General features: G+C 73.0%; 12 protein-coding genes and 1 pseudogene. 3 read left to right on the plus strand and 10 right to left on the minus strand.

Features of this window, described 5'->3' with window-relative positions:
* The coding region (locus LE181_RS24030) for a TerD family protein (RefSeq protein ID WP_225663569.1) at positions 1-668 on the minus strand (668 nt) is incomplete at its 3' end.
* A 94-nt stretch (positions 669-762) separates the two neighbouring features.
* Positions 763-1,359 (minus strand): M48 metallopeptidase family protein, encoded by a 597-nt coding sequence (locus LE181_RS24035; protein ID WP_225663570.1) that lies wholly within the window; start codon positions 1,357-1,359, stop codon positions 763-765.
* Positions 1,360-1,729: 370 nt separating this feature from the next.
* Between LE181_RS24035 and LE181_RS24040 the strand changes: the two genes are divergently transcribed.
* Entirely contained in the window at positions 1,730-2,878 is a 1,149-nt protein-coding gene (locus tag LE181_RS24040) for a ThiF family adenylyltransferase (RefSeq protein ID WP_225663571.1), read from the plus strand.
* A gap of 49 nt (positions 2,879-2,927) precedes the next feature.
* Positions 2,928-4,292, plus strand: coding sequence for an ABC1 kinase family protein (locus LE181_RS24045; protein WP_225663572.1), 1,365 nt, complete (start codon positions 2,928-2,930; stop codon positions 4,290-4,292).
* Positions 4,293-4,456: 164 nt separating this feature from the next.
* Here the strand turns inward: LE181_RS24045 and LE181_RS24050 are convergent, their stop codons facing one another.
* The 5 genes from LE181_RS24050 to LE181_RS24070 all read right to left on the minus strand — a co-directional run bounded on the left by LE181_RS24050 (position 4,457) and on the right by LE181_RS24070 (position 8,246).
* The gene (locus LE181_RS24050; protein WP_372458477.1) at positions 4,457-4,651 is read right to left on the minus strand and encodes a hypothetical protein; all 195 of its coding nucleotides are present in this window, start codon (positions 4,649-4,651) and stop codon (positions 4,457-4,459) included.
* Positions 4,652-4,768: 117 nt separating this feature from the next.
* A complete protein-coding gene (locus LE181_RS24055; protein WP_225663573.1) occupies positions 4,769-5,092 on the minus strand; it encodes a putative WhiB-interacting protein in 324 nt (107 codons plus the stop codon).
* The gene (locus LE181_RS24060; RefSeq protein WP_190111482.1) at positions 5,089-5,451 is read right to left on the minus strand and encodes a WhiB family transcriptional regulator; all 363 of its coding nucleotides are present in this window, start codon (positions 5,449-5,451) and stop codon (positions 5,089-5,091) included. The genes LE181_RS24055 and LE181_RS24060 overlap by 4 nt, the downstream gene beginning before the upstream one ends.
* Positions 5,452-5,583: 132 nt before the next feature.
* Complete coding sequence (locus tag LE181_RS24065) at positions 5,584-5,871, minus strand: hypothetical protein (RefSeq protein ID WP_225663574.1); 288 nt, start codon at positions 5,869-5,871, stop codon at positions 5,584-5,586.
* 158 nt (positions 5,872-6,029) lie between these two features.
* Complete coding sequence (locus tag LE181_RS24070) at positions 6,030-8,246, minus strand: ATP-dependent DNA helicase UvrD2 (RefSeq protein WP_308103306.1); 2,217 nt, start codon at positions 8,244-8,246, stop codon at positions 6,030-6,032.
* Between the two features lie 178 nt (positions 8,247-8,424).
* On the opposite strand from LE181_RS24070, the gene LE181_RS24075 reads away from it, so the two are divergent.
* Entirely contained in the window at positions 8,425-8,667 is a 243-nt protein-coding gene (locus LE181_RS24075) for a mycoredoxin (protein WP_225663575.1), read from the plus strand.
* A 110-nt stretch (positions 8,668-8,777) separates the two neighbouring features.
* Here the strand turns inward: LE181_RS24075 and nudC are convergent, their stop codons facing one another.
* From nudC to LE181_RS24090, 3 genes and pseudogenes are all read right to left on the minus strand, one after another.
* Positions 8,778-9,707, minus strand: a complete 930-nt coding sequence (nudC, locus tag LE181_RS24080) for an NAD(+) diphosphatase (protein WP_190111485.1) — start codon at positions 9,705-9,707, stop codon at positions 8,778-8,780.
* A gap of 47 nt (positions 9,708-9,754) precedes the next feature.
* Positions 9,755-11,191, minus strand: a complete 1,437-nt coding sequence (locus LE181_RS24085) for a dipeptidase (RefSeq protein WP_225663576.1) — start codon at positions 11,189-11,191, stop codon at positions 9,755-9,757.
* A 46-nt stretch (positions 11,192-11,237) separates the two neighbouring features.
* Positions 11,238-12,077 (minus strand): annotated as a pseudogene (locus LE181_RS24090) (hypothetical protein); the annotation flags it as partial.

Raw genomic sequence — 12,077 nt, forward strand, 5'->3', positions numbered from 1 at the left:
GGGGCCTGCGGCGCGGACGGCGGTGCGGCGGCCTGCTGGGCGGCGGGCGGCGCGAAGGCCGGGGGCGCACTGGCCTGCGCCGGAGGCGCGAAGGCGGGTGCGGGGGCAGGGGCGGCCGCCGGGGCGGCGGCGGGCTCCTCTTCGAGGACCTCGCCGCCGAAGTTGCGCAGCAGCGCTTCCAGGCCGCCGTCGAAGCCCTGGCCGACGGCGGCGAAGCGCCAGACGTCCTTCAGGTAGATGTCGCCGAGCATCACCGCGCGCTCGGTGCTGAACTCGCTGCCGGTGAAGGAGTAGCGGGCCACTTCCACGCCGCCCGCGACGATGCGGAGGTAGCCGGGGCCGGTCTGCGACATCTGGCCGTCGCCGTCCACGGTGGCCGTGAAGGAGAGCCTGTGGATGTGCGCGGGGATGCTGTCGAGGGTGACGCGGAAGGACTCCGTGTCCCCGGCCTGGGCGCCGAGCTGCTGAATGGCGCCCTCGGGGGACTTCGGCTGGTTGAAGAAGACGAAGTAGCGGTCGTCCGAGAGCCGCTCGGCGGCGTCGAGGCCGAAGCAGCTGATGTCGAAGCTCAGGCCGGGGCCGCCGATCTGCACTCCCACGTACAGATCGGTCCCCGCCGTCAGGTCACTGATCTTGGCCTTGTGGCCGCGCTGGAATTCCCTGGACATGCGTGACGACCGTCCCCCATCCGAACCTGTGGTGAATGCGTTGCGCCAGGCTAACGGCTGTGACGGGCAGGACGTGATTCCGGGCCCGGGCCCCTCACTCGGTGCGGGCGGCGGGCAGGTGCGGCAGCCGGTCGGCGGCGACCACGCCCTCCAGGTATCCGCGGGCGCGCTCGGTGCGCGGATAGGACTCCAGGAGCCGCCAGAACTCCGCCCCGTGGCCGGGCACCAGCAGATGGGCGAGCTCGTGCAGCAGGACGTAGTCGACGACGTACTCGGGCATGCCCTGGAGGCGGTGCGAGAGGCGGATGCTGCCCTCGGCGGGGGTGCAGGAACCCCAGCGGGTGTTCTGGTTGGTGACCCAGCGGACGGTGTCGGGCCGGGCCCGGCCGTCGAGGTACTGCTCGGAGAGGCGGCGGGCGCGCTCGGCGAGCTCGGCGTCGCCCAGCATCCGCTTGCTCTCCTGCGCCGCGAGCTTGTCGAGCATCACGCCGACCCAGCGCCGCTCCTCGGCGTCGGACATGCGGGCGGGGATGAGCACGATCGTGCGGTCGCCCTCGCGGTAGGCGGAGACCGTCCTGCGGCGGCGCGCGCTCCGGCGGACCTCGACCGCGGCCGCCTCCGGCCCCCGGGTGAGCGGGCTCGGGGCGCTGCGCGGTGGTCTTGCGGCGCTGTGCAGTGGGTCGACGGGCACGCCACGACGTTACCCGCTGGCGGTGCGGGAAGTCCCGCCCCGCCGTCGGTTGTCGGGTGAAACACCCGCAGATCCCACGGCCCGGGCTTATATGACAATCACTCCCTGTCTGTGGATAACTTCGCACAGCGATTTCCCGGGGCGGGCAAGCTGAAGTCCGACCAAGGGGGGAACCATGCAGACGACGTCCACGAGCTCCGCGCCGGCGAACAGGGAACTGGCGCGCTCCACACACACGAGTTCCGCGCACAGGGCTTCCGCATCCGCGGGGGGCGTAGCGGCGGGGCCCGTAGTGGCGGGGGCCTTGGCGCCAGGCTCCGCATCCGCGGGCTCCGCATCCGCGATCACGCCCGCGAGCACTCCGCATCCGATGCTCAAGCCTGCCCTGCGCCGCGCCTGGCGCAACCGCGACACGGTGCAGTTCGGGGTCGCCCCCGCGCACGCGGTGGTGGTGGGGCCGGTCGACACGGCGACGGGCAGCTTCCTGGGCCTGCTCGACGGCACGCGGGGCATGCCGCTGCTGCGCGAGGAGGCGCGCGGGATGGGGTTGCCCGACGGGCGGGCCGAGGGGCTGGTGGAGCGGCTGTCGGGGGCCGGGCTGCTCGACGACCCGCGAGCCGGTGGTGAGGCGGCGGCCGCGTTGCGCAGCCGGGGCGGCGCCCTGGAGCGGATGCGACCGGACCTGGCCTCGCTGTCCGTGCTGCACGCCGGGCCCGGCGCGGCGATGCGGGTGATGGCGGCGCGTCAGGCGCTGCGGGTGCAGGTGCGCGGTGCGGGGAGGGTGGGTGCTGCCGTGGCGGCCCTGCTGTCGGGCTCGGGGGTGGGCAGGGTCGAGGTGCTGGACGGCGGGCGCGTCGAGCCCTGGGACGTCGCACCGGCGGGGCTGGGGCCGGACCGGATCGGGGAGCGGCGGGACGCCGCGGCGCGGCAGGTGGTCCGGCAGTCCGCCCCCGTGCCGAAGCCGCGCGCCCGGCCCGGGGGCACAGGGCACGGTGACGCGGGGAGAGGCGGTGCGGGGGACGAGTCACCGCTGGCGCTGGTCGTCCTCGCGCCCCGCGACGGCCTTGCGGCCTATGCGCCGGATCCGCTGGAGGCGCAGGAGCTGGTCCTGGCCGGTACGCCGCACCTGTATGCGGGGGTGCTGGAGGCCACGGGGCTGGTGGGGCCCTTGGTGCTGCCGGGCGGGTCGGCCTGCGCGGGCTGCATCGAGCTGGAGCGGGCCGGGCGGGACGTTGCGTGGCCGCGGATGCTCGCCCAGTGGAGGTCCGGCCGGGCATCGGGGGTACCGTCGTGCGACATGGCACTGGCCACGGTCGTGGCGGGGCTGACCGTGGCGCGGGCGCTTGCCTTCCTCGACGGTGGGTCCACGTCGGGTGCGGGGGTCCGGCTGGAGTTGGCGTTGCCGGGTCCGGCCTGGACTCCCCGGCCCGTCGAGCCGCATCCGCGGTGTCCGTGCGGCGCGGCGCGGTCCGGTTCTCCGGAACGGGCCGGAGACGTGGGGGCACACACGGGACAATGACCCGTAACCGCCGTCCGCGGCGTGGCTGTTCAGCTAGTTGGAGGGGCGTATGTCTGATCTACCCCGCAAGGCGGTCACCCGTACCGTCAAGTTGGCCGCGCTGCCGCTGGGATTCGCGGGGCGCACGGCCCTCGGGCTGGGGAAACGCATCGGAGGGCGGCCGGCCGAGCTGATCGCCGCGGAGCTGCAGCAGCGCACGGCCGAGCAGCTCTTCTCGACACTGGGGCAGCTCAAGGGGGGTGCCATGAAGTTCGGGCAGGCACTGTCCGTCTTCGAGTCGGCCCTTCCGGAGCAGATCGCCGGGCCTTACCGGGCGGCACTGACCAAGCTTCAGGAGGCTGCGCCGCCGATGCCGGCCGCTTCGGTGCACGCGGCGCTGGCGGAGCGGCTCGGGGAGGACTGGCGGGATCTGTTCGAGGAGTTCGACGACCGGCCGGCGGCTGCGGCGTCGATCGGCCAGGTGCACCGCGCGGTCTGGCACGACGGGCGGGCGGTCGCGGTCAAGGTGCAGTACCCGGGTGCGGGCGAGGCGTTGCTCGCCGACCTGACGCAACTGGGCCGGTTCGCGAAGCTGCTGGGGCCGCTGGTGCCCGGCATGGACGTCAAGCCGCTCGTAGCCGAGCTGCGCGACCGGGTGTCCGAGGAGCTGGACTACGAGCTGGAGGCCAGAGCCCAGAGCGCGCACGCGCAGGAGTTCGCGGGTGACCCGGATGTGGTGGTGCCGGGCGTCGTCCACAAGAGCGACCAGGTGCTGGTGACCGAGTGGCTGGAGGGCGTGCCGCTGTCCGAGGTGATAGCGAACGGCACCCCGGAGCAGCGGGACCGGGCCGGTCAGCTGATGGCCCGCTTCCTCTTCTCGGGCGCGGCCCGCACGGGGCTGCTCCACGCGGACCCGCACCCGGGCAACTTCCGGCTGGTGACGGGGGACGCCCCGGACGGTCCGCCGGAGAAGTGGCGGCTGGGTGTGCTGGACTTCGGCACGGTGGACCGGCTGCCGCAGGGTCTGCCCGTCGAGATCGGCACCGCGCTGCGGATGACGCTGGACGGGCAGGCGGGCACCGTGCATGACCTGTTGCGGGCGGAGGGGTTCGTCAAGCCGGGGATCGAGCTGGACCCGGAGGCGGTGCTCGACTATCTGCTTCCGATCATCGAGCCCGCGCAGGTGGCGGAGTTCACCTTCACCCGCGACTGGCTCCGTGCGCAGGCGGCACGGATAGCCGATCCCCGCTCCCCCGCGTATCAGCTGGCCCGGCAGCTGAACCTGCCCCCGGCGTATCTGCTGATCCACCGGGTGACGATGAGCACCATCGGCGTGCTGTGCCAGCTGGGCGCCACCGTGCGGCTGCGCGAAGAGATGGAGGCATGGGTGCCCGGGTTCGCGGCGGACAGCCGCGCCCAGGACACCCCCGCCTGAGAGCAAGACCGAGGGGGAGGGGAGGGAGGGGGCGGGGGGAGGGCCCCCCTCCCCCCGGTCCTTCATCCCGGTGCTTCATCCCGGCGCTGCACCTCAGTGGTTCAGCCCGGGGCTTCACCCCGGGGCTTCGCCTCAGTCGTTCAGGCCGGGGCTTCGCCCGGTCCTCACCACCAGGATGAGTCGAGGCGGCCTTCGATCGATCTGATGTTGGCGCGGGCGCAGTCGTCGCAGAAGTAGCGGCGGCTGCCGTTCTCGACGGAGCAGGTCCAGGTCGGTGGCGCGCCGTCGGGGGCCGCGGTGCCACAGCGAGCGCAGGTGACGGGCTCGGCGTTCTCGGTGGCCTCAGGGTTCAACTGCACTGGCTTATGCGTCTTCCGGTCCACTCCCAAACGGTATCTCCGCGAGCGGGCGGGGAGTGGGTGGCGCACCCAACGCGGCGCGGGGCCGGTCCGAACGGACCGGCCCCGCTGCCGTGCTCACTGCATGACGGCCATGGCCAGAGCGCGGCGGGCGCGCAGCGAGGCGCGCTCGGCGCGGCGCTGCATGCGCCGGGCGGCGGCCAGCCGGACGGCCCTGCGTTGGGACTCGGCCTCCCGCAGGCGGTCGTGCATATGCGCACGTGCCAGGGCTTCTGGGATGAGTTGCATTTCGAGGTTCCTGTTCTGGCGCGAGGCGGTCGCACCGGTGGTGTCGCAGAGGGGGGTGTGGGAGCCGAACGGCTCGGACGGGCGCTGCATCGTCGGGTCCTGCTTCTTGGGGTCGTGCGTCGTGGGGCGGTCGATGGTGCCGGTGATGATCATGCGGTGACCGGGTTCTTGCGCGGGCGGCCACGGGGCCGCTTGCGGGCCACGACCACGCCCTGGACGAACAGCTCGCCGCCCCAGACGCCCCACGGCTCGCGGCGGTCCTTGGCGCCGGCGAGGCAGGCCGCGCGCAGCGGGCAGGTCTGGCAGAGCGACTTGGCGTACTCCACGTCCGCGGGGGACTCGGCGAAGAAGACCTCGGGGTCATAGCTGCGGCAGGGGACCGGGACGCCGAGGTTCTCGATGGCGTCGTCGAGGTCGGTCAGGGCGGTGAGGGGGGTCAAGGTGTCCTCCGTGGGGACAGGCGGGGGGATCAAGTCGGTCGCTACTGACGGGGTGTGTGCCTTGAGTTGCACGGTGTGTCATTCCTCGTCTGTTGTTCCGGCTGGTGGCCGGGCTGGTTTCCCCAGGCTTGGGGGCAAACAAAAGGGCCGCGGATCCCGGTGTGGGTTCCGCGGCCCTGGAAGGTGCCGACCTGATCGCGCCGATCAGGCTGGATCTCTCCAGGGTTCGAGCCCACGGAAGGCCCACGTCTTGGGAAGGTGGTGCTGTGCGTTCAGGGATCCGGCGCCATTGGCCGCCGCCGCCGTGGCATAGACCTGGGCCTGTGCCATGGCTGCTGCCTTGACCTCGGACGCCTGGGACGGTCGCTGTTCCGGACGCGATACCGCGACGGACAGACGGGTGCCCTGGAAGGAACCGAAGGAGAAGCCGAGCATGCTGGCGGAGCCGATCTGGCGATCGGTCATTTTGTTCGCGGCGATAAAGCTGATCATTGTCTCCGCCTCCCTTCGGCGTCTTCGGGGACCGGGTAAACGGTCCAGGTCTTCAGTTCAGTGTTCAGTACAGCACGGAACCAACGAATCCCGGTAGTACCGCAGAGCCGTCGCTTCCCTGCTCGGAAGGCTATGGGTATGCCGTCCGCGCGCGCAAACTATTTTTCCGGAGATTCTTCGGAGGTGTCCTGGGACACATCTTCCGAGGTCGGCTCCTCGCCTGCGCACAGGGCCAGGACGTCCGCTCCGAACGTGGCGAGCTTCCGTCCCCCGACTCCAGAGATGCCCGCAAGCTCCGATTCGGTTCCCGGAACGGCCTCGGCGATGGCGAGGAGCGTCTTGTCGGTGAAGACGCAGAAGGCGGGCTGGCCCAGCAGCCGGGCCTGCTCGGCACGCCAGTCGCGCAGCCGTTCGTAGAGGGCCTCGTCGAGCTCGCAGGGGCAGTCCTCGCAGCGCATCAGCTTGATCTCGCCCGCGTCGGTGAGGGTCCGCCCGCAGACCCTGCAGCGCACGGGGCCCCGCCGCCTGCGGGTGGCCGCGGCGCCGCCGCGCTCGATCCCGCCGCGCCCGCCGGCAGCACCCACCGAGCCCGGACGCGGGGCGGCCGAGCCGGGCCGCAGGCCGTTCAGGAAGCGGCTGGGCCTCCTGGAGGGGCGGCCTCCGGGGGTGCGGGACAGCGCCCAGGACAGGGAGAGGTGGACGCGTGCGCGGGTGACACCGACGTAGAGGAGCCGCCGCTCCTCCTCGATCTGCTCGTCGGTCTTGGCGTAGGTGATCGGGAGCATGCCCTCGGTGAGGCCGACGAGGAAGACGGCGTCCCATTCCAGGCCCTTGGCGGCGTGGAGTGAGGCGAGCGTCACGCCCTCCACGGTCGGCGCGTGCTGGGCGCTCGCCCGCTCGTCCAGCTCGGCCACGAGATCGGCCAGCGTGGCCTCGGGCCGGGAGCGCACGAAGTCCTCGGCGAGGCGCACCAGCGCCGCCAGGGACTCCCAGCGGTCGCGGACGGCGCCGGAGCCCGCCGCTGGTTCCGCCGTCCAGCCGCGGGTGCCCAGCACCGCGCGGACCTGGGACGGCACGTCGTCGGCGCCGGCCAGCTGGGGATCGGAGTGGCCGCCGGCGCGGGCGGCCCCGCGCAGCAGCAGTCCGGCCTCGCGCACCTCGGGGCGCTCGAAGAACCGCTCGGCGCCGCGGAGCTGGTAGGGCACGCCGGCGTCGGCCAGGGCCTGCTCGTAGACCTCGGACTGGGCGTTGATGCGGTAGAGGATGGCGATCTCGCTGGCGGGGACGCCGGCGGCGATGAGGTCGCGGACGCGGCGGGCGGTGCCCTCGGCCTCGGCGGGCTCGTCGGCGTACTCGCCGTAGACCGGCTCGGGGCCGGGGCCGCGCTGGGAGATCAGCTCCAGGCGGTGTTCGGCGGCCCGGCCGCGGGCCTGGGAGAGCAGGCCGTTGGCCAGGTGGACGACCTGGGGTGTGGAGCGGTAGTCGCGGACGAGCTTGACGACCGTGGCGTGCGGATGGCGGAGGCGGAAGTTGAGCAGGTGGTCGGGGGTGGCGCCGGTGAAGGAGTAGATGGTCTGGCTGGCGTCACCGACCACGCACAGGTTGTCGCGGTCCCCCAGCCACAGCTCCAGCAGGCGCTGCTGGAGGGGGCTGACGTCCTGGTACTCGTCGACCACGAAGTGCTGGTACTGGCGGCGGACGGTCTCGGCGATGTCGTGGCGGTCCTGCAGGACGCCGACGGTGAGCAGCAGCACGTCCTCGAAGTCGATCAGGCCGCGGTCGCGCTTGAGCTGCTCGTAGGTGCCGTAGATGCGGGCGGTCTCGGCGGGGTCCCGGGGGACCTCGCGGCCGCACTTGGCGGCCGCTGCCGGGTAGTCCTCGGGGACGGTCTGGGTGACCTTCGCCCATTCGATCTCGGCGGTGACGTCGCGCAGCTCGTTGCGGTCGAGGCGGACGCCGCAGCGGGCGGCGGCCTCGACGACGACCTGGACCTTGCGCTCCAGCAGCCGGGGCAGCTCGCCGCCCACGGCCTTGGGCCAGAAGTACTGGAGCTGGCGGAGTGCGGCCGAGTGGAACGTACGGGCCTGGACGCCGCCCGCACCGAGCTGGCGGAGCCGGCCGCGCATCTCGCCGGCGGCGCGGTTGGTGAAGGTGACGGCGAGCACACTCGCGGGCTGGAGGAGGCCAGAGCGGACGCCGTAGGCGATACGGTGGGTGATCGCGCGCGTTTTTCCCGTGCCGGCTCCGGCCAGCACGCACACCGGTCCACTGAGGGCCGTGGCCACCTCGCGCTGCTCGGGGTCGAGCCCGTCGAGCACCGCGTCGGCGGAGGCCGGCACCTGCGGGAAGAGGGTGGAGTGCGTTGCTGCTGTCACCCCGCCATGCTGCCAGGTTCACGGTGGCGACCGGGAATGTTGTCCACAGGGGCACCCGGGTGGTCGTACGGTCCTACTTGTATGACCGGCGGGAATGGCTGCCTGGGGATGCGCGTTCTCCCTCCGGAACACGTCCGGGGGACCTGAGAGAAACCGAGAGAAGAGGAGCGCGGGTCGCATGTCGAGCAGCGTGACGATGTACAGCACCACCTGGTGCGGCTACTGCCGCCGGCTGAAGAGCCAGATGGACCGCGAGGGCATCACCTACAACGAGATCAACATCGAGCTCGACGCCGACTCGGCGGCGTTCGTGGAGAAGGCCAACGGCGGGAACCAGACGGTCCCCACCGTTCTCTTCCCGGACGGCTCCACCCTCACCAACCCCTCGCTGGCTCAGGTCAAGGCCAAGATCGGCGTCTGAGCCCCCGGGGGCAGCCGGTACGCGCGGCCACCGGCCCCGGCCCGCACAGCCCGCGGCCCGGGGCCGTGGGCTGTGCGCCGCGGGCCCCGGCCACCGCGGCACGCGGCCGCCTACGGCAGGGGCTCGCCGTACCAGAGTTCGATCAGCCGGGCCGCGATCGAGATGCCGGTCGGAGGCAGGACCTCCCCGGACGCGAACGCGGCCCGCAGCTCGTCCCGCGAGAACCAGCGCGCCTCGTGGATCTCCTCGCCGTCCACCTGGATGTCGGAGGACGTGGCCCGGGCCATGAAGCCCAGCATCAGGCTGGAGGGGAAGGGCCAGGGCTGGCTCGCGACGTACTCCACGTCGCCGACGGCCACGCCCGCCTCCTCGGCGACCTCCCGGCGCACCGCCTGCTCGATGGACTCGCCGGGCTCGACGAAGCCCGCGAGCGTCGAGAAGCGGCCCTCGGGCCAGTGCATCTGACGGCCCAGCAGCGCCCGGTCCTTCTCGTCCGTCACCAGCATGATCACGGCCGGGTCGGTGCGCGGGTAGTGCTCGGCGCCACAGGCCGGGCAGCGGCGGATGTGGCCCGCTGCCGCGATCACCGTGCGCTCGCCGCAGCGGGAGCAGAAACGGTGCAGGCGCTGCCAGTTCTCCAGGGCGACGGCGTGGACGAGCAGTCCCGCGTCGCGCGGGGAGAGCAGCAGCCCCGCCTCGCGCAGCCCGGCCGGGCGTGCGGACTGGTCCATCCGGCCCGGCAGTGCGTCCTTCTGCAGGGCGAAGTAGGCGACGCCGTCCTCGTCCTGGCCGAGGAAGTAGCGGTGCGTTTCGGTGGGGGGCGCCTCGAAGGCGGGCGTCATGACGAGCTCGGTGCGGCCGTCGGGGGTGTCGTCGACCAGCGCCTGACCGCCGGAGACCACGAAGACACGCGTCGAGGGGTGGCTCCATGCCGCGGAGATCCACGCCTCGTCCAGGCGGTGGTGCGCGGCGCGGTCGATGCCGCTGGCACCGCTGAGCGTGATGGGCCGGGTGGCTGCGAAATCGGTCCAGGTGGTCACGGCTGCTTCCAACTCCCCCTACGGATGGTGGTTGTGCTCTGCCCGCGTCAGCGGGCGGACGCGGTCTCGGCCAGGTCGTCCCACAGGTACGCGGCGGTCTCCACGCCCTTCATGAGAAGGTCCAGCTCGACCTTCTCGTTCGGTGCGTGCCAGCCGTCCGAGGGCACGGAGATGCCCAGGAACAGCACGGGTGCGCCGAGTACGTCCTGCAGGTCCGCGGCGGGGCCCGAGCCGCCCTCGCGCGTGAAGCGGATCTTCTGCCCGAAGGCGCGGCCCATGGAGCGGGCGACGGACTGCAGGTACGGGTGGTCGAGCGGGGTCAGGCAGGGGCGGGTCGCGCCCCAGAAGGTGACCTCGTGCCGGATGCCGTCCGGCAGGGAGGCCGTCACCCAGGCGCGCACCGACTCCTGGATGCGGTCGGCGTCCTGGCCCGCCACCAGGCGGAACGAGAGCTTCAGCTGGGCGGTCGACGGCACGATCGTCTTGCCGCCGGGGCCCTGGTAGCCGCCGCCGATGCCGTTCACCTCGGCGGTGGGGCGGGCCCAGATGCGCTCCAGCGTGCTGTAGCCGGACTCACCGAGCGCCCCGTGCGAGTGGGCGGTGCGCAGCCAGCGCTCCTCGTCGAACGGGAGCTCCGCGAACAGCTCGCGCTCGGTGTCCGTCAGCTCCACGATGCCGTCGTAGAAGCCCGGGATCGCCACGCGGCGGTCCGCGTCGTGCAGGGCCGCCGCCAGGCGGGCCGCTTCGGTCGCCGGGTTCGGCACGGCGCCGCCGAACGAACCGGAGTGGATGTCCTGGTCGGGGCCGTACAGGTCGATCTGGCAGTCGGTGAGGCCGCGCATGCCCGTGCAGACGGTCGGGGTCTCGGCCGACCACATGCCGGTGTCGGAGACGATCACGGCGTCGCAGGCGAGGCGGTCCGCGTGCTTGCTGATCAGTGCGGGGAAGTTCGGGGAGCCGGACTCCTCCTCGCCCTCGATGAGGAGCTTGAGATGCACGGCGGGGGCGGTGCGGCCCGTGGCCGCCAGGTGGGCGCGGACGCCCAGGGTGTGGAAGAGCACCTGGCCCTTGTCGTCGGCGGCGCCACGCGCGTACAGCTTGCCGTCGATCGTGGTCGGCTCGAACGGGTCCGTGTGCCAGCCGTCCTCGCGGGCGGCGGGCTGGACGTCGTGGTGGCCGTAGACCAGGACGGTGGGGGCGTCGGCGTCGTCGGAGGGCCATTCGGCGAAGACCGCCGGGGCGCCGTCGGCGGCGTCCGTTTCCCAGATCTCCGCGGTCGGGAAGCCCGTGTCCTTGAGCTTCGCCGCCAGCCACTCCGCGCTGCGGCGCACGTCCGTCGCGCGGGCCGGGTCGGCCGACACGGACGGGATGCGCAGCCACTCGGCGAGGTCGTCGAGGAACGCGGCGCGGTGCGCGTCGATGTACGTGCGGACGCTCTCGGCGGGGCCGGCGGTTCGGACGGCGTTGTCCGGGGTGTTGCTCATGGCATCGAGCCTATCCGTACACATGGTGTGACCGGGACCGGGTTCGTCATGCTTCCTCCCCCAGGAGGATCTTCTCCAGGGCGGCGCGGTCCGGCAGGGCGGGCGGACGGACGGTTTCGCCGTCGCGTACGTAGACGAAGGCGGCGGAGACGGCGTCCAGCGGCACGCCTTGCCGTTCGGCCCAGGCCAGGCGGTAGATCGCCAGCTGGAGGGGGTCCGCCGTGTGGGAGCGGTGGGTCTTCCAGTCGACGATCTCGTAGCGGACGGGGGACGTACCGGCACGGCCGTCGGGTGCGGCGTGGGCGCCGGGTGCGGCGGGGCCGTCGGATGCCGCCGGGCCGTCGGGGGCGGCGGGGCCGTCGGTCGCCTCGCGGTAGACCGCGTCGATTCTGCCGCGGATCACCCGGCCCCCGAGGGTGAGCTGGATCGGCACCTCCACGCGGTACGGGATGCGGTGCGCGTACGGGGTGCGCTCGAAGGCTTCCTTGAGGGCGGCCAGGTCGCGCTCGTCGGCGATCTCCGGTTCGCCGTCCGGGCCGCCGGGGAGCTCGTCGGGGCCCAGGAGGGGCAGTGGGAGGGACTCGTAGCGGGAGTCCGCGAAGCGCGACTGGACCCAGGCGTGGAACCGGGTGCCCCGGCGGGCCGCCGGCTGGGGGCGGCGCGGCATGGGGCGGGCCAGGTCGCGGGCGAAGGCGTCGGGGTCCTGGGCGAGGCTGACGAGCTGGGACGCGCTCAGTGCCGTGGGTACGACGACGTCGCGCACCGCGGCGCGGGCCCGGGCGAGCTCGGTGGCCAGGGCGGTGAGGTCGCGGTCCCAGGAGGCCAGGGTGCGGGTCTCCTCCGGGAGCAGCCGGTGATCGTGGGTGGGGGCGGGGCCGGGGCGGGG

This window comes from Streptomyces sichuanensis (assembly GCF_020328095.1).
GTDB classification, from domain to species: domain Bacteria; phylum Actinomycetota; class Actinomycetes; order Streptomycetales; family Streptomycetaceae; genus Streptomyces; species Streptomyces cinnamoneus.